The 25,310-nt window shown below is 66.3% G+C and carries 22 protein-coding genes; 8 read left to right on the top strand and 14 right to left on the bottom strand.

Annotated features, from left to right (window positions below; all coding sequences use genetic code 11):
- Positions 1 to 2: 2 nt before the first annotated feature.
- Positions 3 to 1,724: an amidase gene (locus ACNQPB_RS00665; RefSeq protein ID WP_498748239.1), complete on the bottom strand. Its 1,722-nt coding sequence runs from the start codon at positions 1,722 to 1,724 to the stop codon at positions 3 to 5.
- Positions 1,724 to 2,803 (bottom strand): agmatine deiminase family protein, encoded by a 1,080-nt coding sequence (locus ACNQPB_RS00670; protein ID WP_498748241.1) that lies wholly within the window; start codon positions 2,801 to 2,803, stop codon positions 1,724 to 1,726. Before ACNQPB_RS00670 ends, ACNQPB_RS00665 begins: the two co-directional genes overlap by 1 nt.
- Positions 2,804 to 2,914: 111 nt before the next feature.
- Between ACNQPB_RS00670 and ACNQPB_RS00675 the strand changes: the two genes are divergently transcribed.
- Positions 2,915 to 3,547: a TetR/AcrR family transcriptional regulator gene (locus tag ACNQPB_RS00675; protein ID WP_498748243.1), complete on the top strand. Its 633-nt coding sequence runs from the start codon at positions 2,915 to 2,917 to the stop codon at positions 3,545 to 3,547.
- Positions 3,548 to 3,635: 88 nt separating this feature from the next.
- On the opposite strand, the gene ACNQPB_RS00680 is transcribed toward ACNQPB_RS00675, so the two are convergent.
- Positions 3,636 to 4,622, bottom strand: a complete 987-nt coding sequence (locus tag ACNQPB_RS00680) for a LacI family DNA-binding transcriptional regulator (protein ID WP_498748245.1) — start codon at positions 4,620 to 4,622, stop codon at positions 3,636 to 3,638.
- A 155-nt stretch (positions 4,623 to 4,777) separates the two neighbouring features.
- Here ACNQPB_RS00680 and ACNQPB_RS00685 point away from each other — a divergent pair, with 155 nt between their 5' ends.
- The 5 genes from ACNQPB_RS00685 (at position 4,778) to ACNQPB_RS00705 (ending at position 9,087) form a co-directional block, all read left to right on the top strand.
- Positions 4,778 to 4,990 (top strand): hypothetical protein, encoded by a 213-nt coding sequence (locus ACNQPB_RS00685; RefSeq protein ID WP_498748246.1) that lies wholly within the window; start codon positions 4,778 to 4,780, stop codon positions 4,988 to 4,990.
- On the top strand, positions 4,987 to 6,492 hold the full coding sequence (locus tag ACNQPB_RS00690; protein WP_498748248.1) for a sodium:solute symporter family protein: 1,506 nt from the start codon (positions 4,987 to 4,989) through the stop codon (positions 6,490 to 6,492). Before ACNQPB_RS00685 ends, ACNQPB_RS00690 begins: the two co-directional genes overlap by 4 nt.
- Positions 6,489 to 8,126 (top strand): amidohydrolase, encoded by a 1,638-nt coding sequence (locus ACNQPB_RS00695; RefSeq protein WP_498748250.1) that lies wholly within the window; start codon positions 6,489 to 6,491, stop codon positions 8,124 to 8,126. Before ACNQPB_RS00690 ends, ACNQPB_RS00695 begins: the two co-directional genes overlap by 4 nt.
- A 49-nt stretch (positions 8,127 to 8,175) precedes the next feature.
- Entirely contained in the window at positions 8,176 to 8,508 is a 333-nt protein-coding gene (locus ACNQPB_RS00700) for a putative quinol monooxygenase (protein ID WP_498748252.1), read from the top strand.
- Between the two features lie 150 nt (positions 8,509 to 8,658).
- Positions 8,659 to 9,087 (top strand): hypothetical protein, encoded by a 429-nt coding sequence (locus ACNQPB_RS00705; protein WP_498748253.1) that lies wholly within the window; start codon positions 8,659 to 8,661, stop codon positions 9,085 to 9,087.
- 89 nt (positions 9,088 to 9,176) lie between these two features.
- Here the strand turns inward: ACNQPB_RS00705 and ACNQPB_RS00710 are convergent, their stop codons facing one another.
- On the bottom strand, positions 9,177 to 9,818 hold the full coding sequence (locus ACNQPB_RS00710) for an NADPH-dependent F420 reductase (protein WP_498748255.1): 642 nt from the start codon (positions 9,816 to 9,818) through the stop codon (positions 9,177 to 9,179).
- Positions 9,819 to 10,222: 404 nt separating this feature from the next.
- On the opposite strand from ACNQPB_RS00710, the gene ACNQPB_RS00715 reads away from it, so the two are divergent.
- Positions 10,223 to 12,196, top strand: a complete 1,974-nt coding sequence (locus ACNQPB_RS00715) for a hypothetical protein (RefSeq protein ID WP_498748257.1) — start codon at positions 10,223 to 10,225, stop codon at positions 12,194 to 12,196.
- 85 nt (positions 12,197 to 12,281) lie between these two features.
- Here ACNQPB_RS00715 and ACNQPB_RS00720 read toward each other — a convergent pair whose 3' ends face one another.
- Positions 12,282 to 13,532, bottom strand: a complete 1,251-nt coding sequence (locus tag ACNQPB_RS00720; RefSeq protein ID WP_498749050.1) for an ammonium transporter — start codon at positions 13,530 to 13,532, stop codon at positions 12,282 to 12,284.
- A 322-nt stretch (positions 13,533 to 13,854) separates the two neighbouring features.
- Between ACNQPB_RS00720 and ACNQPB_RS00725 the strand changes: the two genes are divergently transcribed.
- On the top strand, positions 13,855 to 14,592 hold the full coding sequence (locus ACNQPB_RS00725; RefSeq protein WP_498748258.1) for a glutamine amidotransferase: 738 nt from the start codon (positions 13,855 to 13,857) through the stop codon (positions 14,590 to 14,592).
- 1,386 nt (positions 14,593 to 15,978) lie between these two features.
- Here the strand turns inward: ACNQPB_RS00725 and ACNQPB_RS00730 are convergent.
- The 9 genes from ACNQPB_RS00730 to ACNQPB_RS00770 all read right to left on the bottom strand — a co-directional run bounded on the left by ACNQPB_RS00730 (position 15,979) and on the right by ACNQPB_RS00770 (position 25,308).
- On the bottom strand, positions 15,979 to 18,309 hold the full coding sequence (locus ACNQPB_RS00730; RefSeq protein ID WP_498748260.1) for a solute carrier family 23 protein: 2,331 nt from the start codon (positions 18,307 to 18,309) through the stop codon (positions 15,979 to 15,981).
- 202 nt (positions 18,310 to 18,511) lie between these two features.
- The gene (locus ACNQPB_RS00735) at positions 18,512 to 18,886 is read right to left on the bottom strand and encodes a hypothetical protein (RefSeq protein WP_498748262.1); all 375 of its coding nucleotides are present in this window, start codon (positions 18,884 to 18,886) and stop codon (positions 18,512 to 18,514) included.
- Between the two features lie 97 nt (positions 18,887 to 18,983).
- Positions 18,984 to 19,172: a hypothetical protein gene (locus ACNQPB_RS00740; RefSeq protein ID WP_498748264.1), complete on the bottom strand. Its 189-nt coding sequence runs from the start codon at positions 19,170 to 19,172 to the stop codon at positions 18,984 to 18,986.
- Positions 19,173 to 19,337: 165 nt separating this feature from the next.
- Positions 19,338 to 20,075, bottom strand: a complete 738-nt coding sequence (locus tag ACNQPB_RS00745) for an aspartate/glutamate racemase family protein (RefSeq protein WP_498748266.1) — start codon at positions 20,073 to 20,075, stop codon at positions 19,338 to 19,340.
- Positions 20,065 to 21,531 carry an MFS transporter gene (locus ACNQPB_RS00750; RefSeq protein WP_498748268.1) on the bottom strand — a complete coding sequence of 489 codons (1,467 nt, stop codon included), beginning with the start codon at positions 21,529 to 21,531 and terminating at the stop codon, positions 20,065 to 20,067. Before ACNQPB_RS00750 ends, ACNQPB_RS00745 begins: the two co-directional genes overlap by 11 nt.
- 212 nt (positions 21,532 to 21,743) lie before the next feature.
- Positions 21,744 to 22,580 carry an alpha/beta fold hydrolase gene (locus tag ACNQPB_RS00755; protein WP_498748270.1) on the bottom strand — a complete coding sequence of 279 codons (837 nt, stop codon included), beginning with the start codon at positions 22,578 to 22,580 and terminating at the stop codon, positions 21,744 to 21,746.
- A gap of 84 nt (positions 22,581 to 22,664) precedes the next feature.
- Positions 22,665 to 23,414: an SDR family NAD(P)-dependent oxidoreductase gene (locus ACNQPB_RS00760; RefSeq protein WP_498748272.1), complete on the bottom strand. Its 750-nt coding sequence runs from the start codon at positions 23,412 to 23,414 to the stop codon at positions 22,665 to 22,667.
- Positions 23,411 to 24,409 carry a Gfo/Idh/MocA family protein gene (locus ACNQPB_RS00765; RefSeq protein WP_498748274.1) on the bottom strand — a complete coding sequence of 333 codons (999 nt, stop codon included), beginning with the start codon at positions 24,407 to 24,409 and terminating at the stop codon, positions 23,411 to 23,413. The genes ACNQPB_RS00760 and ACNQPB_RS00765 overlap by 4 nt, the downstream gene beginning before the upstream one ends.
- Positions 24,406 to 25,308, bottom strand: a complete 903-nt coding sequence (locus ACNQPB_RS00770; RefSeq protein ID WP_498748276.1) for a sugar phosphate isomerase/epimerase family protein — start codon at positions 25,306 to 25,308, stop codon at positions 24,406 to 24,408. Before ACNQPB_RS00770 ends, ACNQPB_RS00765 begins: the two co-directional genes overlap by 4 nt.
- Between the last annotated feature and the right edge of the window lie 2 nt (positions 25,309 to 25,310).

The following is a 25,310-nucleotide window of genomic DNA, read 5'->3' on the forward strand; positions in this document are numbered from 1 at the left end:
TTTTACCCCAGTCGCGGTGTGCGCTGCGGCTCGGTGCGGCGGGTGCCGGTTGCTTCGAACGCGGCCGCCAGGGCCAGCAGCGCCGTGTCGTCGTAGGCGCGGCCGACGAAGGTCAGGCCCACGGGCATGCCGATGTCGGACATCGTTCCCATCGGCACAGTGACCGTGGGAATGCCCAGGTGGCGGGGGACCAGGTTGCCATTGGCCACCCATACGCCGTTGCGCCAGCCGAGGTCCGCGGACGCCGGGTTGACGTCCATGTCCGCCGGCCCGACGTCGGCCGACGCCGGGAACAGCACCGCGTCCAGGCGCAGCCCGTCCATCCATTCCTCAAGGTCCAGCTTGCGGGTCAGCTCCAGTCCGCGGACGCCCGCTGCCAGTTCCGGGATCTCCGTCACGGACTGCACCGGGTTGGCGCGGATGTGGTCAGGGTATTCGGCGATGTCGTCGTCGAACCCGGCGTAGCGGTCCGGCAGGGCGCCGTCCGGGTGCGGGAAGATCGCGGCGCCGTCCACCTGTGCCAGCGAATGCAGGGCCGGGTCGCCGTTGGCGGCCAGGAAGTCATCCCAGGACCAGGCGGACAGGTCCACGATTTCGCGCTGCAGGTACGCCGGGCTCACCAGGCCGCGGGTGGCGATAGTGGGCGCACCAGGCCGGTCGCCTTCATAGTTGCTCACCACGGGGAAGTCCACCAGCACCACCTCGGCGCCGGCGGCTTCCAGGTCGCGGCGGGCTGCTTCCCACAGCTCGATCACCGAGGCGCGGGTTTCGATGCGCTGTCCGGTGGGCCCGCCGATGCCCGGCTTGTCGCTGGTTCCGGCCTCGGGGTCGGCGTTCACGTACATGCGCGGCACCCCGAAGCGCTTGCCCCGCAGGGCCGCCCGGCCGCCGTCGGCATCCGCCGGAGCGAGCGCCGGGTACGAGTCGGGCCGCACCTCGGAGGACTTCGGGATCTCCACCCACGGCTGCACGCGCCAGAAGTCGCCGCGAGTCTCGGCGTCGTCCGCCACGATCACGTCCAGCAGTTCCAGCAGGTCCGCCATCGTGCGGGTGTGCGGCACCACCACGTCCATGGTGGGGACCAGCGGCCAGTTGCCGCGCACCGAGATGACGCCCCGGGAGGGCGTGTACGCGCACAAAGCATTGTTCGACGCCGGTGCGCGGCCGCTGGACCAGGTCTCCTCGCCGAGGCCGAAGGCCCCGAAGCTGGCCGCCGTCGCGGTGCCGGAACCGTTGGAGGACCCGGAACCGAATGCCGCCGTCAGGAAGTCTGCGTTGTACGGGCTCTCGGCCCGGCCGTAGACGCCGCGCTGCATGCCGCCGTTGGCCATGGGCGGCATGTTGGTCAGCCCGATCAGCACAGCTCCGGCTTCGCGCAGGCGCTCGATGGTGAAGGCATCCCGCTGGGCCACGAGGTCCTTGAATGCCGGCGAACCGGCGGCCGCGGTGAGGCCTTTGGCCAGGTAGGAATCCTTGGCCGTGTAGGGGATGCCGTCCAGCGGACCGCGCACCTCCCCGCGGGTGCGGCGCTCGTCGGAGGCGATGGCGTCGGCCCGGGCCTCCGGGTTCATGACCACCATCGCGTTGAGTTTGATGCCGTTGCGGTCGTAGGCCTCGATGCGTTCCAGGTACGCGTCCAGGAGCTCAACTGAGGTGGTTTCGCCGGACTCGAGGGCTGCCCGCAGGTCCGCGATGGACGCCTCGACGACGTCGAAGCGCGCCATTACGCCGCGCTCCCGTTGACTGCGCTGTTCGAGGGGTTCCTGGTCGAAGCGGGGAGGGCGGGCTGCTGCTGGGTGATGCAATGGATGCCGCCGCCGCGGGCCAGGATGGGCCGGGCGTCCACCGTGACCACGCGGCTGCCCGGGTAGGCGTCGGCGAGGATTTCGGCGGCGAGCGCGTCGGCGCGTTCTTCGCCGTAACCGCAGGCGATGACGCCGCCGTTGACCACCAGGTGGTTCACGTAGCTCCAGTCCACGAAGCCTTCCTCGTCGCGCAGGGTCTCCGGTGCCGGCAGCTGGACGATCTCGAAGGGCTTGCCGGCGGCGTCCGTCTGGGTTTCCAGGAAGGCCTGCAGGCTGCGGCTGACCTCGTAGTCCGGGTGCTCGGGGTTGCTCTGGGAATGCAGCAGGATCCGGCCGGGGGTGGGCAGGGTGGCCACCATGTCGATGTGGCCGCGGGTGCCCATGTCCTCGTAGTCGCGGGTGAGGCCGCGCGGAACCCAGATGACCTTGGTGGCGCCGATGGTGCGGGCCAGCTCAGCCTCCACCCGGGCCTTGTCCGCGTACGGGTTCCGGCCCGGATCCAGCTGCACGGTTTCGGTGATCAGCACCGTGCCTTCGCCGTCCACGTGGATGGCACCGCCCTCGTTCACCAACAGGGAACTGACCAGTTCGGCTCCGGATTGTTCCGCCACGAAGCGGGCCATTCCGGCGCTCTTCTCCCATTCGGCCCATTTCGGGGCGCCCCAGCCGTTGAAGACCCAGTCGACGGCGCCGAGCACGCCGGGGCGCTCGTCGTCGAGCACGAAGGTGGGTCCGACGTCGCGCATCCAGTATTCGTCCAGCGGCGCCTCGAGCAGTTCGATGCCGTTGTCGAGCATGCGGGCGGCACGCCCGCGCTCGCTGGGGTCAACCACCATGGTGACCGGTTCGAATTCGGAGACGGCGTGGGCCACCGCGGTCCAGGCCGCGTAGGCTTCCTCGGCCGAAGCGGCGTCGTCGCCGAGCGTCAGGCCGGGGCGGGGGAACGCCATCCAGGTGCGTTCGTGGGGTGCGGTTTCGGCCGGCATTTTCCAAGCCATGAAGACTCCTCTGTACTGCTTGAACCTAAGCCGCTGTGCTGCTGCTGCTGTATTGCGGCTTGTTGATCATGCGATCAATAATGTTGAAAAAGTACTTTAGACTGGTCTGTGATGTCAAGCACCACGCAGAAGCGCGCTACCCGGAAGTCCCCCGTCGAGCGCGCTGCCGAAATCACCGAAGCCGCCCGCGGAATCGCCCTGGAGCAGGGGCTTTCCGCCATCACGCTGCGCAATGTCGCCTCGCGGGTGGGGGTGGCGTCGGGCCTTGTGGCGCACTACCAGCCGAACGTCGATGCCCTGGTCGCGGGGACCTTCACCGCGATCGTCGCGGCCGAAACCGAGGAGGTGGCGGGCATGCTCGCGGCCCTTCCGGGTCCGCTGGAGCGCCTGGCCTTCCTGCTGGACACCCTCATGGACGGCAGTCGGCTCGATGTCACCGCCGTCTGGGTGGAGGCCTGGACCCTGGGCCGCCGGAACGAGGCGCTCGCCGCGTGCGTCCGTGAGCAGATGGACGCCTGGCAGGCCGTGCTGCAGGCAGTGGTGGAGGACGGCGTTGCGGCGGGCCACTTCGAAACCGCCGACGCCGCCTCGCTCGCCTGGCAGATCCTCGGCATGATCGACGGCCTCACCGCCCAGTCCCTGGTGCGCTGGGGCGGGGTCAGCGACCGCGGCACGCACCTGGCCCGCGCCGTCGAAGGCATGGTGGGCGCCGCCCGCGGTTCGCTGCGGGCTTCAGCCGGGTAGTAGGTGACTGAACCCGCCCATCTCTTGGTCGGCCGCTCCCCAAGACACCTCGGATTTTCGCGCCGTGTGGGCCAATAAGTGGGCTGCTTCAGTCAGCCAGCTGCACGCTCGCCCCCTCGAACCAGCGGTGCACCGGCCCGGCGTCGGGATCGCGGACGACGGCATCCAACAGTTCCGTCGCCGCCAAGCCGTACTCCCGCGGCGCCAGGTCGATCGAGCTGATGAGCGGATTGCCGGTCTCCAGCGCGGCGGCGCCGGCGAAGGAGGCGATGTCCAGGTCCCGGCCCACCGTGAGGCCGCGGCTTTCGAGGACGATCTGGCTCTGCGCGGCATGTCCCTGCGCCCCGCAGACCAGGGCGTCGGCCTGGCCGGCATCGACGGCGGACGCGATCGCGGACACCAGGTCCCGCGGCGTCGCGTTGCCTTCCACCTCGTGGACGAGCGGCTCGATGCCGTGGCGGCGGCACCACTGAACGTAGGTGTTGAGGGTGTCCACCGCCCAGGACGAGGAAATGGCGTCGTCGACGGCGAGTAGCGCCGGGCGCTTCCGGCCGCGGCTGAGCAGATGGTCCAGGACCTGGGTCTGCAGTTCGGCGTGATGGGCCTCGAGTGTGCCGAGGACGCGTTCCTCGCCGGGGCCGGTGTAGCGGCCGACCGAAACGGTGGGGATGCCGTCGTCGAGCAGGGCTGCCACCAAGGGCTCGCCGGGGGAGGGGTCGATCGCGATCACGCCGTCCACATGGAAGGCCCGCTGCGGGGTGAGTCCGCGCGCGAAGAGGGTCACGTCATAGTCGGCGGCGGCCGCGCCCTCCGTGACTCCGAAGGCGAAATCCATGTAGAAGGCCAGGCTGCGGGCGATGGGCGGAATGTACAGGCCGATGGTCCCGACGCGGTTGACCCGCAGGCTGCGGGCCGCGCGGTTCGCCACGTAGCCCAGGCGGTCCGCCGTTTCGCGGATCAGGGCACGCTTTTCCTCCGAGATCCGGCCGCTTCCGCCCAGGGCGCTGGAGACGGTGGTCTTCGAGAGTCCGAGCTCGCGCGCGATGTCCATGATGGTTGCCCGGGTTCTCGCCATGCCCTCATCCTAAGTGCTTGACAACGGCCCCTGTGACGTCCCACACTTTCATTTGCGGGAACGTTCCCGCAAATTCCGCAAAAACCGCAAATCTCCCCAACACCAGACCCGTCCGCATCCGGCCAACGACGCCCCGGAAGAATGGAATCCTCCCAATGTCCTCCTTGTCCGTTCCCGCAACTGAGCGCAGAAGCAGGCTCCGGCGCGCGATCTTCGTGGCCGACCTGCTCATCCTGCTCGCCCCGCCCGTGCACTGGCTCTTCAGCGGCCAGTCCGCCTTCTGGTACTTCCTGGTGGCCAACGCCCTGGTGACCCTGTCCCTTTTCGCCCTCTGGGCAAAAAGCAGCGATGAGGGGGAATCAGCATGAACATGATGATCGGCTACAGCGCCATTCTCGCCTTCACCGTGCTCGTTGTGGTGGTCATGAACCGCAGCCACCGCGCGGACTCCTCGATGAGCGAGTACGCCACCGGTGGGCGCTCCTTCAACTCATGGTTCGGCACCATGGCGTTCCTCAATACCTGGCTGGCCGGCACCGTGTTCGTGGCCTTCGCCGGACTGACCGCCAGCGGTGGAGTGATCGGCATGTACTCCCTGTCCTACTCGCTGCTCAGCGTGGTGCTGATGTTCTTCCTCGGCACCCCGGTCAACAAATGGGGCCGCACCCACGACCTCCGCACCCAGGCGGACCTGCTCGGCCTGCGCTACAACTCCCGCTCGGTGCGCGTCATCGCCGCCATCATCGGCGTGCTGGCCTCCGTTCCGTGGGTGGTGCTGGGCATGCAGTCCCTCGGCCTGGTCTTCTCCACGCTTTCCTTCGGGCAAGTGTCCCCGTACCTGGCCGTGGTGATCGGCGTGCTGTTCATCGCCGCCCGGCAGATCTGGACGGTCAGGCTGGGCACCCGCGGCCTCATCATTTCCGACATGGTCCAGGGCCTCTTCGCCTACGGCATCGGCTTCCTGGTGATCCTGGGCATGCTCGTGTGGCTTGTGAACAACGGCCACGGCTTCGGCGCCATGGCACCGGCGCTGCTGGAACTGCCCGGCCCCGGCAGCCCCGCCGGTCCGTTCTACCTGTTCTCCCTGATGTTCACAGGCATGATGGGCGCCTGGTGCTGGCCGGACCTGTTCGTGCGCATGTTCAGCGTGCGCACCCCGCGGACGGTGAAAAAGTCCGCCGTCCAGGCCGCTCCGCTGCTGTTCATCTTCTCCGCCGCGCTCACCACAGTGTCCCTGCTTGCCTCCAGCGTCCCCGGAGTGTCCGACGCACCCGATACGGTCTGGTTCATCATGGCCGGCATCGGCGGCGTGGGCCTGGTGGCCGTGGCCGGGGTGTGCGTGGTGGCTGCGACCATGGGCAACGTGGGCGCCAACCTCCAGGCCCTTGGCACCCAGATCGCCAACGACATCGTCGGTGCCCGCAGCCACGAGCGTGTCGAGTCGGCGAAAGGCGCCAAGATCGCCGTCGCCGCCGTCACCTTGGTGTCAGCGGCGGTGGCGCTGTTCACCGCCAACCAGGTGTCCGGGCTGATCGCCATCGCCTTCGTCTCCTACCAGGCCATCTGCCAGCTCGCCCCCACCCTGCTGCTGGGCATCTTCTGGCGCCGCGGCACCGCCGCTGCCGCGAACGCCGCCATGGTTTCCGGCATCCTGGTGGCCGCAGTTCTGGAACTGATGTACCCCAGCCCACTGTCCATCCCGTGGCTGGGCGGGCTCACCTCCGGCGTGGCCGGGCTGATCGTGAACCTCGCCGTGTACCTGGCGGTCTCCTTCCTGAAGCCCGCGACGGCGGCGGAGCAGCACCGCGTGGACGCCCTGTTCGATGGCCTTAAGAGCAAGGCCCCCGTCAGCCAAGGAGCGCAGCAGTGACGAAACCCGCGGACGTCCTCATCCTCGCCGCTCGCATCCACACCCTCGACCCCGAAACCCTTGACCCCGAAAACACAGGCCCGGCGCGGCCGGCCCCCACCGCCGTCGCCGTCACGGACGGCCGGATCGCCGCCGTCGGGAGCCTGCCCGAACTGGAGGCGTACCGCGGCTCCGCGACCACCGTGCTTGACTATGGGGACGCCACGATCGTTCCCGGCCTGAACGACAGCCACACCCACGTGGTCTACGGCCTCGAACTGGCCCGCGGCGTGCAGTTGACCGACCTCGGCCCGCTCGCCGAAGTGCAGCGGATCGTGGCCGGGGCGGCTCGGAACACCAAGCCCGGCGAGTGGGTGACCGGCTGGGGACTGGACCCCAACCTGTTCACGGAGACCGGCTTCAACGGACGCCTGTTCGACGACACCACCGGCCAGGTGCCCATGTTCCTGCGGATGCGTGATGGCCACTCCGCCGTGGTCAACTCCGCGGCGCTCGCCGCTGCCGGGATCACCGGTCCGGTCGACTTCCCGGACGAGTCCGCGGTGGGAGTCGACGGGGACGGCCGGCCCACCGGATACCTGGTGGAGTTCAGCGCGATGGACCTCGCCACGAAGGTCATGCCGCAGGAGGACCTTGCCAGCCGTGCCGCGCGGCTCGGGGAACTGCTGAAGGCGATGGCCGCCGTCGGGATCACCTCTACACACGTGATGGACTTCGTGGAAGGTTCCGCGGAACTGCTCACCCGGCTGGAGGCCGACGGCGAGCTGCCGCTGCGGCTGCGGTTCTCGCCGATGGCCAACGCCGGGGCGTCGCTCGCGGAACTGGAGGAGGTCGCGGCGCTGCAGGGCACCGGCGGGCGGCGCTGGGTCGTGGAAGGGGTGAAGTTCTTCATCGACGGCACCATCGACAACGGCTCCGCCTGGCTGGAACATCCCGATGCCTACGGCGAGAACACCGAATCCGTGTGGACCGATCCTGCTGACTTCCAGAAGGCCCTGCGTTTCTTCGTCGAGCGCGGCATTCCCACCGCCACCCACGCCATCGGGGACCAGGGCGTGCGCTACGTGCTTGAGGCCTTGGAAGGGGCGGGCGAGGCACGGAAACTCGCGGCGCACCGGATCGAGCACATCGAGACCATCCCGGACGAGCTGGTGGCCCGCTTCGCCGAACTCGGAGTCGCGGCGAGCATGCAGCCCATCCATGGAACGCACCACACCAAGGCCGACCGCAGCGACAACTGGTCCGTGCGGTTAGGGGAGGAACGGGCATCGCGCGGCTGGCGCTGCCGGGACCTGCGCGAGGCCGGGGTGACCGTGGCGCTGGGTTCGGACTGGCCCATCACGCCCTACGATCCGCGGGCGATGATGGCCGATTCCATCCTGCGCCGCCCCGTCGAGCGCCCGGGCACCGCGCCGGTGCAGCCCGAACAGGCACTCACCCCGCTCATGGCCCTGGAGGGTTACACCAGCCACGCCGCGGCGGCGGCCGGGCTCGGAGCCGTAGCCGGTTCCATCACGGTGGGCAAGCGGGCCGACTTCACGGTCTTCGCCCGCGACCCGCTGGAGGTCTCCGCGGAGGAGCTGGCCCGGACGCCGGTGGTGGCGACGCTCCTGGACGGGGTGCCGGTGGGTTGAACCGGTCCGACTCAGCCGATCCGCGGGCCGGGCATGCCATGATGGCCCCATGACCTTTGCGAATGTGGGGACCCTAGGTACCAAGCCCGGCCAGCGCGACGCCCTCGTGGAGATCCTGCTCCGGCCCAAGCCCGAGCTGCGCGACGCCGGCTGCCTGCTCTACGAAGTGGGCGTCAACGACGAGGTTCCGGACACGGTGTTCGTCTGCGAGCTGTGGGAGTCCGCAGAGGCGCACCGGGAATCCCTGCAGCTGGAGGGTGCCCGGGCTGCTATCAGCGAGGCCATGCCGCTGCTCTCCGGCGACAACGGCGGCCACCGCTTCACCGTGCTGGGCTCGCCGATCCGCGCGGACGGCGCGCGTCAGTCACGCCACTCGCTCTAGCGGCACACAACAGAAGCGGACGCCGGCGGGTGAATCCCGCCGTCGTCCGCTTTCCTGAATAGGAGGTTGGCAATTGCTTCAAGCTGGCAGGTTCCGTTACAAGGCGTTCGTGCAGAACGGGCGTCAACCTGAGAATCCGGGCGCCGCGTCATGAGCAAGCGGCTGATAGACCGCCCTGATCGTCATTTTCAGGTCTGGGCGTACTCGGTCTCCATGCGGAGGCTCCTCCTGCGAAGCACTAAGTCGGTGTCTTCCGACAGGGAGAATTTCACGACACGGATCGACGTCTACTTCCAGAACGTGAAGGCTATGAACCTGCCAACCAGCATGGATGGCCTAGTAATCACCCACGCCGAACGCGGGGCGGCGGTGAGGATCAGCGATGAAACTAGACTCTTGCCTGACGACAGCACGAAATTCTTCGACATCGAGTGCAGCCGTCGAAAGGGTTTCGTGGTCGCCAGCCTCGCTGTTGAAACCGAAGACGAGGGCGAGTACAACGAGCCGAACAGGTTCTGGCCGGGCGCGGATAGTGGGATAGCGTTTCCAATCTTCCGATCACGTTTCCGAAGAGGCTAAAGCGATCGGCAGTCCTCGTATCCAGCAAGCCGCATTCGCTTCCGGTCATCCACGGAAATGCCGGATCGAATGTGTCGTTTGCTTCCGCCTCAGATGGTCCGCGGCGCCCTGGCCAGGTTGGCCTTCAGCTCGGCAGCGTCCTGCCGGACCACGTAGGCGGGGCGGTCCCGTTCGACCCGCCAGCTCTCGGACAGCGGCCCGATGTCCACGGTGTCGAAGCCGAATTCGTCGTAGAGCCTGGTGACCAGTTCGCTGGCTTCCGGGTAGTCGCTGGCCGTGGCCAGGGCGCGCCGGCCCGGTGTCCCGGAGGGCCTGCCGTCGGTGGTGATCTCCCGTGCGCGGATGTGGTTGAAACCCTTGGCCACTTTGGACTTTGCGAGGTGTTCCTGGACCAGTCCCGAGGTGGTGGCCTCGCCCGCGTCGAGCGCGGGGACGCGGCCGTCCCGCTCCCAGTAGTAGTTGTTGGTGTCGATGACCACTTTGCCCGCAAGCGGTTCCGCCGGAAGGTCCCGGTAGTGCACGAACGGGACGGTCACGACGGCGAAATCGCCTGCCGCCGCTGCCTCCGCGGCGCTCGCCGCGCGGGCTTTGGGGCCGAGTTCCGCTACGAGCGCCGCGAGGGTCTCCGGCCCGCGTGAATTGCTGATCACGACGTCGTAGCCGAGTTCAACCGCCTTGCGTGCCACCTGGCTGCCGATGTGTCCTGCACCGATGATTCCGATTGTCGTCATATCTGCGGCAACACCATACGGAGGGGGCGCATTCCGGACGGGTAGCGGCGGGTGCCGGCAGGTCTAGTCCTCGCCCGGGCCCTCAGTCCTGCGCTGGCGCCGTCGCCACCTGCAGCGGTGATAATCCGGGGAGGAAGTCCCCGCAACTGCCTGCGCAAGTTAGGGTCCGGGCGGGACAATCGGCGGCAGGGGAAGCTGTCCGTGCGGGACTGTGCCGCCGCTGCGGACACAAGAACACCGAATAAGTTCGGAAACAGCCGCCCCGATGAGTGGCTCGAAAAGCGAGTTGAGCTCCTTCCGCCATCCAATGCCTTGGTTCCGGGCTTCCTCACGCGTTGGCCATCGTCATGTGCCTAAACACTGATTGCCCCAGGCGCACAGAAAGTAATATCAACACACACTCGTTGACTGGAGACATTATGAGGACTGGGCGGTGGCGTTTTCTCGTTTCCTGGGCGGCTTCATCTTTTGCCGTTGCAGGCGTGACGTTCTTGGCCCTTGGGGCTGAAGACTACTTTGGCGTATCGCGTGATGAGGCCAACTCTAAGGGTCTTGCGCTGTTGGTGGTTTCAGCCGTTACTTTTTTCGTGCGTTATCGGCTTAGTGAGCGCAAGAATGTGCATAAACCGCCTGTTTTCCGGGGTAAACGGCTGACGTTTTTGGCCCACCGTGCCAGCGGCAAGGAAGAGATACCACGGTGGGGCGATACAGCGAACTCCTTTGAGTCTTACCTTGACCACTGTGTTCTAGCCTTCCGACGCGTCGACGCGAACCCGAACGCTATAGAGGCAACACTGAGCCTCATAACGGATCGATCAAAGTACCTGACCAGACTGCACGAGATCCATGAACCTTATACCGGCCATACCAAACGCCATGATCTCTTTAGGTTTATGGGCGCACCCGCCGACGCCATTCTGCCTTTGCTCTTTGTTCCGAAGACCCACATCCTCGATGAACTTTCAGTGGACTTGGACACCAAGCCGGCAGCGCCTTTGGACTTTCGCGAGGTAGTGGGCCTGACTCACCTCATGATCAGGAAAGCCTTCAACGACGCGTTTCACAGGCCACCCAAGGACATCTCCGTGTGGGAACGACTCGACACGTACACCTGCATTGGATACGCGCCAACGGCAGTCGAGCTGGAGGCACTCAAGCAGGATCTTGTCGCCGATCTCGAAGTGGAGGTCCTGCCGTCTACGTTTGAATACTTGCTGGACGTTTTCAGCACGGGCTACTTCATACTTGCCAGGCCGGAGCGCGACAAGAAGGACAGCGAAAACGACGCCGGCAAGCCCATAGCTGAACAAGGCGTAACCATGGCAGAGTGCACCTACGTTGAGCGCGTTCGCGCCGCGACCCTGCCTTTCCACCATCCCATCGCTTCAATGGCGCGAAGCGCTCTAACGATGACCGATCGCTGGTGCCACATACCTCTTACGTCTGCTGCTTCGAGCAGAAGCCTTCACGTGACGGTCCACGCCCCCGAGGATCTGTACATCCACACCGCTGTCGTCGCCCAACTCGCGAGCGGCGAGGGTAAGCCGACGATGTTGAAAAGAATCTGGGAGCTGGGCAGCCGCATCCTGAACGCTTTACGACGCAAGCCTCAGACCGACAGTGAGGCGCAAAAGAAAGCCGAGCCCGCTGTGGTGAGAGGCGCCGTTGGCAGGTCCGAGACGCAACCGAGGTGGCCGTCGGTGAAAATGTCGGACGGACTAGGGCTGCAGCAAGCTCACGCCTATGCACGCGACCTCGACCAGTCTTCCACGGCGGCGACAGCGGGCATCATTCCCGAACGCTGCTACTTGTCCGTGGAGTTCCGCGATCGACCCCCAGGCATCCTCCTACCAGTTCTCCTCTGCTCGCTGGCAGAGCTTCTGCTCGTGGGAGCCATCGTGGTCAACTTTGATCTGTTCAGGCAAACCGCCCTGCCGACCACGCCATTCGCGGCGATACTAGCCTTACCCGTCGTGCTCTGCGGCTGGGTCGTATCCAAAGTCGACCACAAGGCCCTGCGCCTATTTTCATTCCCCACAGTCCTGGCGTTGCTTTGGTTTATCTTCAACTCGCTCCTTATCGTCATTGTCGGCAGTGTTAGGACCTACAGGGTCAACACAGTCGACTACGAACTCATGTACGTCAATGTGCACGACCTTTCGCCCCACGGAGCTTTCTTCTGGTTCGCATTAGCTGCGACATGCGGCCTCCACGTCGCCTTCGTCGCATATTCCTGGGTAGCCAGAGCTTCTCGATATCGCGACCGCGTACGCGGCAGCAAATCAAACGCCACCATGAACACACCCTGGACAGTGGCATCCAGGATTGCCGAGCGCCGAGAGAAGGATGAGCACGCTGTCGTGGACCTGACCCTTTGAACATCTGGCCACACGGGCTCTTCAGCCGTGCAACAGAGGCGTCTCGACCTACTGAGTCCTGGGCCGGCACCTCGCCCGGGCCACTTCAGTCCTGTGCGGGCGCCGGCGCGTGCAGTACCGAGTGGAAGCGGCTGCGGGACAGCTCGCCGAACTCGTACGCGGTTTCGGCGTGCTCGGAGAGGTCCACGCCCACGGTCTCGGCTTCGTGGCTGACGCGGAAGCCGATGGTTTTGTTGATGACCAGGCCGATCGCGGCGGTCATGACGGCGGAAACCGCCACGGTGATCACGACTGCCACGGTCTGGGCCGTCAGCTGCCCGAAGCCGCCGCCGTAGAAGAGGCCGCCGCCTACGCCGTCAACGGGCATGGCGATGAAGCCGAGGGCGAGGGTGCCGATCAGGCCGGCGCCCAGGTGCACGCCGACGACGTCGAGGGAGTCATCGAAGCCGAACTTGTACTTCAGGTCCACGAACACCACGCAGGCCGCGCCGGCCACCGCGCCCAGGCCGAGGGCGGCCACCGGGCTGATGTTTGCGCAGGACGGGGTGATGGCCACGAGGCCGGCGACGACGCCGGAGGCTGCGCCCAGGGAGGTGGGGTGGCCGTGCCGGATCTTCTCGGTGACGAGCCAGCCGATCATGGCGCCGCATGGTGCCAGCATGGTGTTGACCCAGATCAGTCCCGCCTGCTCCGCGCTGGTGGCGGCGCCGCCGTTGAAGCCGAACCAGCCGAACCACAGCAGGCAGGCGCCGAGCATGATGAAGGGGATGTTGTGCGGGCGGTGGTTGGGGTCCTTGCCGAAGCCGTGTCGCTTGCCCAGGATGATGGCCAGGACGAACGCGGCGGTACCGGAGCTGATCTCCACGACCGTACCGCCGGCGAAGTCGATGACCTGGCCGAACACCGAGGTGAGCGCCCCGCCGGCACTCATCAGGCCGCCGCCCCACACCATGAAGGCGAGCGGGCAATAGACCAGGGTGACCCACACGGGGACGAAGACCGCCCAGGAGCTGAACTTGGCGCGGTCCGCGATGGCGCCGCTGATCAGGGCGACGGTGATGATCGCAAAGGTGGCGCTGTAGCCGACCTTGATGAGATCGGGGGAGCCGATGAGGTTGCCGAGGCCGAAATGGGCGAAGGGGTTGCCGAACAGGCCGAGGAACCCCTCGCCGCCGATCATCGAGTAACCCCAGAGTGCCCAGACCGCGCCGACGATGGCAGCGGCCAGGAAGCTCATCATGATCATGTTGAGGGAGGACTTGGCGCGGGTCATGCCGCCGTAGAAGAGACCCAGGGCCGGGGTCATCATGAGGGTGAGGGCGGCCGCCACCATCATCCAAATCTGTTCCGCAGTGATGTGCACTTGCGTGTCCCTTCTCCGTCAGCAGTCCGTCCGGGGAGGCCTTGCCTCCCGTATTCATCCCCGCATCAATGGTTCACGGCTTGTGTTTCAGGAAATGTTGGGAAAAATTGCCGCCAAGTTACAGAAATCCGAGCCAGGTGAAGACCGCGTGACAGCAGTGTTTCAAGCATGTTTCGGCGTGCCTTTTGGCTGCCGTTTACGGCTTGGCGGGGCCCGACGTTTCCTCCGTGTAAACCCCGGCTCACCTGCATTCCGCCCTCTGGCGCAGCGTCCGGCACGGGCGCAAACTTGCTGTGTGAAGCCGTTCCTGTTGCTCGCCTCCCGCGCCGAAGACATTGCAGCCGATGAGGAGTACCGCGCCTATCTGCGTTTCGGCGGGCTGAAAGAGGCGCAGCTGAGGCGCATCCGCCTCGAAGCGGGCCCCTTGCCGGACCTTGAGCTGTCCGACTACTCGGGTGTGATTGTCGGCGGCAGCCCGTTCACGTCCAGCGATCCCGCGGAGCAAAAGACTGAAACCCAGCACCGCGTGGAGGGCGAACTCGCCGGGCTGCTGGACCGCATTGTGGCCCGGGACTTTCCGTTCCTCGGGGCCTGCTACGGGGTGGGCACCCTGGGCCGCCACCAGGGCGCCGTCATCGACCGCACCTATGGTGAAGGACTGGGCGGGGTGACCATCAAGCTCACCGCCGACGGGATGCAGGACCCCTTGCTGGCCGGCCTGAGCGAGCGCTTCGCCGCGTTCGTCGGCCATAAGGAAGCCTGCACGGTGCTGCCCGGCCATGCCGTGCTCCTGGCCGGCTCAGCGACCTGCCCGGTGCAGATGTTCCGGATCAAGCGGAACCTGTACGCCACCCAGTTCCATCCCGAACTCGACGTCGACGGCCTGGCCCTGCGCATCAACACCTACCGGCACGCGGGCTACTTCCCGCCGGAGGACGCCGGACGGCTCATCGCCGAAGCACGGAAACACGCGGTCACCGAGCCGATGAAGATCCTGCGGAATTTCGTGAACCGCTACGGGAGTCCGCAATAGCGTAGAGGGCAAGCACACCTTGCTCCACCACAACGACGCCGGCCGTGCAGTCAGGCTGACTGCACGGCCGGCGTCGTTCTTGTCTTCAGGTGATCTTGCCTTCAGGAGCCTGGGCGCCCCCGGTGGTGGCTATTTTGCTCCCTTCCGCATGGGGTCGGGCCAATTGCCGATGAATGCGTTGATGCGACTGCTGCGATCTTGCTTTTGGATATGGTCTCTCATGGCTTCTCTTCTTGACTGAGGCCTGTCCCTGCGCCATGTGGCGCAGGTGGTCGTGCCTGCCCTGGGGCAGGGACGGCCTGCTCAGTCGGGAGAAGACCCCGGATCGAACGCGGGTCCGGCTGCGGGGCTCCGCCGGCCGTCAAGGACGGCCGCGTTTCCCGTCGGTGGTGCCAGAGCCCGTTGATCAGGAAGATCTGCGGCGCCATGGGCCGAGCCGAGCTGTGGTCCGTTCGTAGCCCCGGCTTGGACCGGGGGCGCGGACGGAGGGAGCGGTTTGCCCGGCGGCGCACCCGCAGGAGGCGGTATTTCTGCCGTCGCCAACGATGCAGCGGGCACAACGACCAGCATCTGCGGGATGAATCCGGGGCTCCCTGTGTTCGTTGCCGGTCCGGCCTGGACGTTTCGCGGAAGTGCGCTCTTACGGAGAAAAGTGGTGGTGGCAGCCAGCTCCGGTGGTCCGGCCTTGGACGCGGCGGACCCTGGGGCCCCGGAACCGGGAGCCAGGGACGGTAACACGGCCAGGGAGGGTGCCACTGCCAAGGGCGGTAGCTCGGGCACTGATGGCAACGTCGTCACGTTCCCGACGGCGCGGTCAATCACGGGCGTCACCGCGTCAATCACTCCGGCGACAGGTGCGACGACGGCGCCCGTCAGCTCATTGATGACGGCTTGCGGAATCTCGGTTAGTTGAGTCGGGGCCGGGGCCAGCGAAACGGCAGGAGACGGAGTGATGGGGACGGCAGGTACCGATGGCACCTGTGGGACCACAGGCACCTCCGGAACCACGGTCAGAGCCGGAGCCAAGTCCAGGGCCGGAGCCAGGTCCGGATCCGGGGCCGGGTCCAGCGAAACGGCAGGCAACGGAATGGCGGGGACGGCAGGTACCGGGGGAACTGCCGGAACCGGGGGCAGGATGTCACTGGCCTGCGACGGGCCGGCCAGCCACGCCAACCACACCAATGCGCCAAAAAGGGCGAGAAGGGCAGAACGAAGAAGGGAAATGCCGCGGTGCCCCAAGTACCTGGCCAAACACTCACCTCCCCGGCATGGTGTTTGTTTGGATGTTAAGTTACGCCGGTCGTCGTCGGCGGTCCATAGCATCCTGTTCGATCCTCGGCCCCGCACCCGGCCCCGCACCCGGTCGCGGATGCGGGGCCGCGCCACTCAGCGGATTGCCATGCTCGGGACCAGCTGTTCGATGCCCTCCGGCTTCACAAGGACCACCCGCGCCGTGCGGATGTCATAGAACAGCCCGGTAGCCTGCACCTGTCCGGAAGCCAGGGCAGGGCCGGTGACCGGATGCTCTTCGAGCTTCCGGAGCTGGACGGCGACGTTGACCATGCTGAGCTGGTCGAGGCGGCTGTACCCTTCAGCCTCGGCGGCCAACGCGACGGGGTGGCCCGCCATCAGCTCGCGGTAGCTCGGGCGGGCATGTCCGAGCCAGGCATCAAAACCTTCGCCCAGGGCCGCATTTCCGGCGCCCTCGGCATCTTCCAGGACCGCCTTCATCGCGCCGCAGTTCGAGTGGCCGCAGACCACGATCGAGTCAACGGACAATCCCTTGACCGCAAACGACAGTGCCGAGTCAATGGAGGCATCATGGCCATCGCTGCACACCACGTTGCCGATGTTCCTGAGCGTCAGCAGGTCGCCGGGACCGCTGCTGGTGATCAGGTTCGGGTTCACGCGGGAATCGACGCAGGCAACGAAGAGGGTGTCCGGGTTTTGGCTTTCGGCCAGGTCCTGCACCAGCGGCCGGACCTTGTCTGCGTGGCGCCGGTGGTATTTGTCGATGCCAAGGAGGATTGACCGCAGCGGAGGCGTCCCGCCGTCGTCGTCCTCAGCTTGGTGCGCCGTGTCCAAAGGTGACGGCTGCCAGGAAGTCCGGGGCGGCAGCGGGAACTCGCGCGGGTCCTGGCGCTGTGGCGTGTTGTCCGCGGCATCGCTGAAGGCGGTGGTGCCGTGCTCCTCGAGGACCACTGCAGCACCGGAACTACGGTGCTGCGACCGCCACACTACCAAAGCCTCACGGAACGCGTGATCGAGGTAGTCAGCGTTGAGCTCCACCACGGTGTCCTGGCCTTCGGGGACTGAGTGAAGGACGTGGCTGAGCCGCGGCAAGGCGAAAAAGCTGCACGAGCCGGCGATCGTGACGCGCCACGGCAGGGAGTCTGCGGCCGGTTCGTGCACGTGGATCTGCGCCCGGAGCACGCGCCAGAGAACGCAGACTGCAGCCAGCGCAAGGCCAATGATGACGCCTTCAAGCAAGTTGAGGAAGACAACGCAGCCCAGCGTCACGACGTAGACGAGGAGGTCTCCGGTCCGCAGGCTCGTCTTGATGTCGGCCACTTTGATCAGCTTCGCGCCGATCACCAGCAGGAGACCCGCCAGCACGGCCAGCGGGATGAGCTGGATCAGGCCGGCGAACAGGACGGAGAACGCCAGCACCCAGACGCCGTGCAGGATGGCGGATGCCCGGCTGGCGGCTCCGGCCTCCACGTTGGTGGCGCTGCGGACGATCACGCCCGTTACCGGGAGGCCGCCGAGCATGCCGGAGACCATGTTCGCGGAGCCTTGCCCCACGAGTTCGCGGTTGAGCCTGGTGCGCGGCCCCGAATGCATCTTGTCCACTGCGACGGCGGACAGCAGCGATTCAATGCTCGCGATCATCGCCACGGTGAGGACGGCCATGGCGGCGGCGCGCCAGTTGCCGTCCGGCAGGCCGGGCAGGGCGACGGCGTCGAACAGGGAACCGCTGAAACTGATGCGTTCAACGCCCGGCGCCACTGGCACGGACAGAGCGGTGACCACCACGACGGCGGCAAGCGGCCCGGGAACCTTCCGCACGATTGCGGGCAGGAACTTCCAGCCCAAGAGGATTGCCACGACGGCGAGGCCGAGAAGGGCTGAATGGAGCTCCACATTGGTGATCGCTGCGGGAAGCGCGGTGAGGTTCTCGATGGCGGACCCGGCAGCCTGGCCGCCCAGCAGGACATGCAGCTGCTGCAGGATGATGGTGATGCCGATGCCGGCCAGCATGGCCTTCACCACCACCGGGGACACCGCCAGGGCAGCGCGGCCCACGCGGCTGACACCCAGGAGCAATTGCACGACGCCGGCCGCAGCGGTGATGGCGCATGTCACCTGCCAGCCGAACTCGTCCACCAGGCCTGCCACGACGACGGTCAGTCCGGCCGCGGGGCCGCTCACCTGCAGGGGCGAGCCGCCCAGGCTGCCGGCGACGATTCCGCCGACTGCCGCTGCGATGAGCCCGGCCATGACCGGCGCTCCCGAGGCTGCGGCGATACCGAGGGAAAGGGGGAGGGCGACCAGGAAGACCACGAGGGAAGCGGGAAGGTCGGCGCGCAGTGTGTTGAGGAGAACCAGCCGGCCGGCCTTGGCCGGGTTCTTGCCAGGCACGTTCTTGCCCGGCACCTTCTTCGGCGGGCTGTGGGCGTCGTTGGGAACAGTGGCGGAATCTGATGAATGGGGCATGGTTTTCCTTGGCTCGGGAATACAGACCTCTTAACTCAAGGAAAATGCCGGTAATAGTGACAACAAAGTGTGACCTGTTTGACAAAAGTTGTGTATATATCCCGTAGTGTGAAGACAAAGAGGAACTTTTGCCCGGGCGGCTGCGTTGGGGGAGCGTGCGCCAGTGCAAGCCCAGGGGCGCCCCGCAAGGTGCGCAGGATCCTCACTCCTGGGGCTGTGCGGCCTCGCGGCTCACGCCGATAAGCACGGCGCCCGGAAGTTCCATGGCCCACGGATGGGGATTTTCGCCCGCGAACAGATCGATTCGTGTCCCGTCGTCGAGGATGAAGACGGGGTCGATCAGTTCTTCGCTGTCGGCTTCCGCGTCGACAAGCCTGCGTCCCACCAGGTCCTGAAGCCTTGTTTCCAGCTCGGGCGAACTCCAGTCGAACTGTGAGTCGGGTGGGCGGATCATCCAGGGGCACATCAAGGTGAGGGACCAGGAATCGCCGATCAGGTTCAGGCTGGGACTGTTGACCTGGAAGGCAAGAATTGTCAGAGGGAGTGCTTCCGCCAGGGAAGCGCGGGGGGTTTTCATGGGAGTGGTCCGACGCTGTTGGATTGAATTGTGGCTTATGGCCGGACAGACCAGCACAACCGAGTTTGGTCTGTGGTCCGCCCGGCGCTCCGATTGATTATTGGGCCGCCCTGACAAGTGCGGCCTTCGCCTGTGAGATCAGCTCCTGCGCTTCCCGGGAAGCCTTGGCTTGCTCCCGGGTCGGGCCTCTTTCCGAACTCCAGTCCGAACGTAGTTCGTCTTCGGCGTCGCCCAGCAGTAAATAGGTGCGCCGGAGTATTTCCTCGAAGGTTGCCAGGTAGGCCATGGCGGTATCTCCGTCTCCCGGGAGGTCAGGCCCGGGTCCGGGTCTGACCTCTCATCCAGCCAATCATAAGCATGCTTACTGTTTCCCCCGTAGACGAAATTGTAGAGCAAAATATCGAAGGCGTGGAGGCCTGAATCGGCCCATTTTGGGACGTGCAGCGCGCCGCTAAGAGTCGGGCATTCCGAGGCGTTCCAGCAGCAGCGCGCAGGCGCTGGGGATCGGCTGGATGATTTCGGCAGAGGTGGTCTGCGCCAGGCGGCGGGCCGTTTCGCTCAGCGGACCGCCCGCGATGATCACGGCTTCCGCGCCGTCCAGCGTGGTGGATTCGCCGACGGCGGCGGCCAGCTCCCGGTACTGCCGTTCGGGATCCGCGGCGAGCACCAGGGGTTCGGAAGCGGTGAGGCGGACCCCGCTGAAGGTCTCGGACTTGCCATGCGAGCCCACCAGCGCGGCAAGTGAATCCGCCAGCAGCGGGGTGCTGGTGGCCATCCCGAAGCGGCGGCCGCCCTTGGAAGCCTGGTAGATGGAACCCTGGCCGATGCCGAACACCGGAAGCTCCAGCTCCTTCAGTTCCTGGTCCAGGACCTCGCGGCCCGGGTCGCCGATGGCGGAGACGATCACCGCAGCCGCCGTGCCGCCGTCGGGCCCTGCCAGATAGTCAAGCACCGCGGAGCGGACATGCGCCGCGGAAGCAGCCAGGGACTCCGGGTCGATGATCATGGCCGGGCCATCGGCCGCCGTGAGTCCGACGACGTTGAAGCCCCATGGTTTGAGCGCCTCTGCGGCCAGCTCGGCCATCATGGCGGTGGTGCGGGAGTTACTGTTCGGGTTGACCAGCAGGACGGTGCGCCTGCTTGCTGATCCAGTGCCCACAGACCCAGTGCCGGCAGACTCAGTGCCCATAGATTGCCGCCTCCTCCTCGCCGGAAGCGTCGCCGTCCTCTTCCAGCGGCTTGCCGAAGGTTTCCGGCGGGAACTGGACCGCGACGGCCAGCACGATGAACAGGGCGGCAAGGGTGGCGAACATGCCGCCCAGGCCTGCGGCGTCAAAGACCGCGCCGGAGATCAGCGGGAAGAGGCCGCCGGAGAGTGAGCCGGCGGCCAGGATGATCGAGGTGCCGAAGCCGCGGGTGCGGGTGGGGTAGAGCTCCGGGGCGAACAGCCAGATGGTGGTGTTCAGGATGATCACGGAGAAGTTGAACAGCGCACCGAAGATCACCACGAGCACGATGCTGTCGGCCAGGAACGCCATGGACAGGCCGGCGGCGCAGCCCAGGATTGCGGCGGCGGTGAGGACCTTCTTGCGGGGCAGGCGGCTGGCGAGGAACGCCGCGGTGCACGCGCCCAACAGGGAGCCGGACTGCATGATCAGGGTGAACCACAGGCTGGTGTTCACGGCATAGCCGCGCGAAACCAGGATGGTGGGCATCAGGGTGAGCATGGAGATCTGGGCGGCGTAGGACATGCAGACGGCAATGCACAGCAGCACCGTGCGCTTGAGGAGCTTGCCGCGCAGGGCGTCCTTCCAGTGGCCGGTGGACTTGGCCTCTACGGGGTCCGGCGGCGCGGTGATGAACTGCTCGGGGTCGCTGATCTGCCCCGAGAGCTTGTTGCGGGCAAGCCGGGTGATGACGAGGTTGGCTTCGTCGAGCCGGCCCTTCGAGGCCAGGAATCGCGGGGTTTCCGGGACGAAGCGGCGGAAGAACATGACCAGCAGGGCCGGGATGAAGAGCAGGCCGAAGACCCACCGCCACTTGTCCGGGCCGTCGAAGAGGGTGAAGACGAGGATGCCGAAAGCGGGTGCGAGCATGTTGCCCAGGCCCGCCGCCGTGACGTTGATGAGGCCGACGGCGGTGCCGCGGTGCCTCGCCGCGAAGAATTCGGCCATCATGATGACCGCGACGGCGATCTCGCCGCCCAGGCCGAAGCCGACGACGAAGCGGCCCACGGCCAGGACCGGATAGTTGGGCGCGATGGCGCACAGCAGGGAGCCGCCGGCGAAGACGATCAGGTTGATGACCAGCATCTGGCGCCGGCCGTACTTGTCCACGATCAGGCCGGTGGCCAGGCGGCCGAGCGCCGTGGCCGTGAAGGTCATGGTGTTCAGCAGGCCGATCTCGGCGCCGCCCAGGCCCCAGGCCTGCCGCAGGATGGGGCCGGTGATGCCGACGGCGTTCTGTTCCAGGGCGTCGAAGAAGACACCCAGGAGGATCATGAAGACGATCTGGCGGTGGGCGCCGGTGACGCCGATCTTCTGGTAGGCGCCTTCGATCTGTTGGGCCAGGGAAGCTGTGCGGGGGCCGGTGTCCGGGCCGCCGGCCGGCGTTGTGGCGGTTTCCGGGGAAGTCTTTCTATCCACGCTGTGCTCCTCACTGAGCTGGGAGGGTCCGTCGGCGCCTATTCAGCGCGTTCCGGGATGCGAAAATGAGTTTTCATTCGGGTGATGTGTGACTCAGATTACAACTTGGGATCCCAAATTTTCAATGCCTTGGCCGTAGACGAAATATGACCGCCGGCCCGAAGTACGGGCCGGCGGCCATGAGGGGGTCGACGCGGAATCCGCGGGAGCGGCTACTTCCGGAGGAAGCCCAGCAGCGCCTCGTTGATCTCCGCGCCGTGCGTCCACAGCAGGCCGTGCGGGGCGCCGTCGATCTCCACATATTCGGCATCCGGCAGTGCGCGGGAGAACGGCCGGCCGGTGACGTCGATGGGCAGGATGTTGTCCGCAGTGCCGTGGACGATCAGGGCCGGGACATCGATCTTGGGAATGTCTGCACGGAAGTCCGTCGGCCAGGTGGGCTGGGCGGCCACGGACGCGAGCGCCCCGGACTGTGAGGCGAGGTTCCAGCTCGCCCGCACGGATTCCTCGCTGAGCCGCTCGGTGCCCAGGAATGTATCGCTGTTGTAGAAGTTCTTGAAGAACTCGGTGAAGAAGGCGTAGCGGTCCGCCTTCACGGCAGCCAGCAGTCCGTCGAACACCTCCTGCGGAACGCCGTCGGTGCCTTCCTCCGGATCCAGCAGGTACGGTTCCAGCGAGCTGAGGAACACGGCTTTGGCCACCCGCGCCGACCCGTAGGCCGAGATGTACCGGGCCACCTCGCCGGTGCCCATCGAGAAGCCGACCAGTACGGCGTCGTTCACGTCAACGGTGTCCAGCAGGGTCTTCAGGTCCGCTGCGAAGGTGTCGTAGTCGTAGCCGGTGGTGGGCTTGCTGGACTTGCCGAAGCCGCGGCGGTCGTAGGTGATGACGCGGAATCCGGCGTCCAGCAGGGCGACCGTCTGCTTCTCCCAGGAGGAGCCGTCCAGCGGATAGCCGTGGATCAGCACCACTGCCTGCCCGCTGCCGTGGTCTTCGTAATAGAGCTCGATGTCCGTGCTGTTCTCGGTTCCGACGGTGATGTAGGCCATGGCAACGCGTCCTTTCGGTGAGGATGACGATCGTTCCCCAGCCTAGTGTCCTGCCACGAAGCGCGGTGAGCCAGGTTTCCCGGGTCAGGTCCCCATGCCGAGATGCGCTCCGCCGGCCACATCCAGGGAAACGCCGGTGATGTAGCGATTGTCGGGGTCGGCCAGGAAAAGGATGGCGCGGGCAACCTCGTCGGGTTCGGCGAACCGGCGCATTGGAAGTTGTGCGGCTCTCGCTGCACGGCTGGCGGCCGCATCCGGGCCTGAATCCTTGTCAAACTGTGCCCGCATGGGTGTGTTCACGGGGCCGGGGGCGATGGCGTTGACGGAGATGCCATTGGGGCCTAGCAGCTCCGCGAAGGACCACATGATGTGCAGTACGGCGAGCTTGCTTGCGTTGTAGGGCAGGTAATTGAGGCGGGCTTCTTTGGCTGCCACGGATGAGAGGATGACGATGGCACCGGCCGTGCCGGTCCCAAGCATTGATTTGGCTGTCTCCCGCACCATCGAGAAGGTCGCAGAAGCGTTGATCCGCAGGATGGAATCGAACTCTTCAGTCGTTGTCTCCATGATGCCGGGCGTGGTGCCGAGTACTCCCGCTGCATGGACGAGCGCGTCGACGCGCCCGTACTTGCTTGCAGTGTCCCTGACGACGGCGGCGCACTGCTCTTCGGACGTGACGTCGAGCGGGAAGAAAGCGGCCAAGTCCTGGCCCTCTTTGGGCGCCCGGTCCGCGCCAACGACCAAGGCTCCTTCGGCCCTAAGGGCATCGACCACTGCGTTGCCGATCCCGCCGCTCGATCCGGTTACCAGAACCACCTGGTCTTTGAGGCTCATTTGGTATCTCCGTTCGTGGCGTGGCTTTGCCATTGCCGGCCTTGTTGTTCCTCCGCGGGCAGCCCGGAGGCCGTGAGGATCCGATCGAGCAGCCGCTGGGTATGAACGGCTTCGCGGCCCGAGGTGAGGGGCTGCGCCCTGTCGGCGACGCGGTCCAGGAAATGGTGGACGGCGGCGGAGAAGCCCAGAGTGTCGGTCGCGGTGGCCCAACCGTAGGCCTCGGCGCTGAGTTCGCGTGATGTGGTGACTCCGTTGACAGTGGTGGACACCGTTTCGGGCGCGCGCACTTCCACGGTCTTTCCGTCGCCATAGGCGTCCAGCTTTTCGTTCCAGGCGCCGGCGGTCCGGGCTGCCATCAGCACACCGGTGTTGCCGGTACTGAAGCGGATGACTGCTGCGACGCCGTCTTCTTCCCACGGATCATCGCCGGCTGCATGCGCGGCCACGTCCACGGGTTCGCCGCCGCAGTACCAGCGGAGCAGATCGACCATGTGGATGGCGTTTTCGAACGTTGCGCGGTATTCCGAACCGGGCCGGTTCTTTTGGGCGACGCAGAAGGTAGCGCCCTTCTCCCCGAACGCCTCGCGGCCTGCCGTGTAGACAGGTGCGTAGCGGCGGTTGAAATCGACCATCAGGATGCGGCCGCGTTCGTCGGCGAGGTCCGCCAGGCGTTCTGCCTCCTCGGTGGCCGGGGCCAGGGGCTTCTCGCAGAACACGTCGGCGCCGTTCTCCAGGCACAGCTGGACGGCATGCGCGTGCTCGGACCGCGGAGTGAGGACGAAGACGGCGTCCAGCTTCTGGGCGGCCAGCATGTCCTCCACCGAGCGGTATGCGGAACCGAAACCCCAGCGCCGGACCAGGCTTCCCGGATCCTCCCGCCGGGACACCAGTGCAGCCAGCTCAACGTCGTCGCGCTGTACGAGAGTGGGCAACTGGGCAATCGTGGCGATATTGCCGGCGCCGATCACGCCGACCCGCAAACGCTGGGTGTTCATCGTGCCTCCTGCACTTCGGCGAGATCTGAAAGCATTGCGCGCAGGGCGGCTGCTGATTCCCGGAACCCGTCCTCAGGGCTCGGGAGGTCCTGCGGGTGCCAGCGGTACTCGTACTCGATGCTGAGCAGATCATCGTAGCCGTGGCGCAGCAGCGCAGCGAGGATCTGGGGCCAGGGCAGGATGCCGTTCCCCACAACCCTTGACCGGACGGCCCGTTCGGAGGCATTGACGCGGGCCGTTTCCGTGGCACGGAAGGCCGCGTTCGGGTCAGTGAACACGAGGTCCTTGACGTGTACGTGGCCGATCAGATCGCCTTGGACGGCAAAGGCCTGTTCGTAGGTCTCGTCGTGGGTGAAGGTCAGGTTGGTCTGGTCGTAGAGAACACGGACGGCCGGGTGGGCAACCTCCCGGACGAGCGCCGCGGTTTCGGCCGCAGTCTGGGTCATGGTGCCGAAATGGTTCTCCACGCACAGGCGTACCCCGGCCTGCTCGGCCTCAGGCGCCAGGGTCTGCAGGGCTTCCCGCAGCTTCGCCCAGTGCCCCGCGTGATCGCTGTTACCCGGGTGCCAGGATCCCGCGTACACGCGCACCCGGTCGGCCCCGAGCAGATGCGCGGTCTCAATGGCGCCGCGGAATTCGTCCACTCCGCCGCGCCATTCACCCTCGTCCAGGGAGTTGATGGCCGTGGTGTAGGGCGTCAGGCCAAGAATGGGCAGACCCTCATCTTCTGCTGCCTTCAACGCCTCCATGGCAGCGCGGCGGTCGCCCTGGGGGAGACCCGAGGTGTAGCCATCCTGGTAGATGACTTCTGCGGCATCGAGCCCTGCGGCCCGGAAAAGTTTGATTGCCTGGGGGACTGTATGGTTTGGGGTGCCTAGTGTGTGGCCTGCCAGTCGCATAC

This window comes from Curtobacterium sp. LFS079 (assembly GCF_047977865.1).
Taxonomy (GTDB): domain Bacteria; phylum Actinomycetota; class Actinomycetes; order Actinomycetales; family Micrococcaceae; genus Arthrobacter.

Bases quoted from the DNA above. Each gene is read 5' to 3' on its own strand.
- ACNQPB_RS00755 (WP_498748270.1), bottom strand. From the start codon at position 22,580: ATGGCCTACATCACCGTCGGAACCGAGAACAGCACGGACATCGAGCTC.
- ACNQPB_RS00700 (WP_498748252.1), top strand. From the start codon at position 8,176: ATGACCTTTGCGAATGTGGGGACCCTAGGTACCAAGCCCGGCCAGCGC.
- ACNQPB_RS00680 (WP_498748245.1), bottom strand. From the start codon at position 4,622: ATGGCGAGAACCCGGGCAACCATCATGGACATCGCGCGCGAGCTCGGA.
- ACNQPB_RS00740 (WP_498748264.1), bottom strand. From the start codon at position 19,172: ATGGCCTACCTGGCAACCTTCGAGGAAATACTCCGGCGCACCTATTTA.
- ACNQPB_RS00720 (WP_498749050.1), bottom strand. From the start codon at position 13,532: ATGATGGTGGCGGCCGCCCTCACCCTCATGATGACCCCGGCCCTGGGT.
- ACNQPB_RS00675 (WP_498748243.1), top strand. From the start codon at position 2,915: ATGTCAAGCACCACGCAGAAGCGCGCTACCCGGAAGTCCCCCGTCGAG.
- ACNQPB_RS00765 (WP_498748274.1), bottom strand. From the start codon at position 24,409: ATGAACACCCAGCGTTTGCGGGTCGGCGTGATCGGCGCCGGCAATATC.
- ACNQPB_RS00705 (WP_498748253.1), top strand. From the start codon at position 8,659: ATGAGCAAGCGGCTGATAGACCGCCCTGATCGTCATTTTCAGGTCTGG.
- ACNQPB_RS00665 (WP_498748239.1), bottom strand. From the start codon at position 1,724: ATGGCGCGCTTCGACGTCGTCGAGGCGTCCATCGCGGACCTGCGGGCA.
- ACNQPB_RS00745 (WP_498748266.1), bottom strand. From the start codon at position 20,075: ATGGGCACTGAGTCTGCCGGCACTGGGTCTGTGGGCACTGGATCAGCA.
- ACNQPB_RS00760 (WP_498748272.1), bottom strand. From the start codon at position 23,414: ATGAGCCTCAAAGACCAGGTGGTTCTGGTAACCGGATCGAGCGGCGGG.
- ACNQPB_RS00735 (WP_498748262.1), bottom strand. From the start codon at position 18,886: ATGAAAACCCCCCGCGCTTCCCTGGCGGAAGCACTCCCTCTGACAATT.
- ACNQPB_RS00685 (WP_498748246.1), top strand. From the start codon at position 4,778: ATGTCCTCCTTGTCCGTTCCCGCAACTGAGCGCAGAAGCAGGCTCCGG.
- ACNQPB_RS00770 (WP_498748276.1), bottom strand. From the start codon at position 25,308: ATGCGACTGGCAGGCCACACACTAGGCACCCCAAACCATACAGTCCCC.
- ACNQPB_RS00730 (WP_498748260.1), bottom strand. From the start codon at position 18,309: ATGCCCCATTCATCAGATTCCGCCACTGTTCCCAACGACGCCCACAGC.
- ACNQPB_RS00670 (WP_498748241.1), bottom strand. From the start codon at position 2,803: ATGGCTTGGAAAATGCCGGCCGAAACCGCACCCCACGAACGCACCTGG.
- ACNQPB_RS00710 (WP_498748255.1), bottom strand. From the start codon at position 9,818: ATGACGACAATCGGAATCATCGGTGCAGGACACATCGGCAGCCAGGTG.
- ACNQPB_RS00690 (WP_498748248.1), top strand. From the start codon at position 4,987: ATGAACATGATGATCGGCTACAGCGCCATTCTCGCCTTCACCGTGCTC.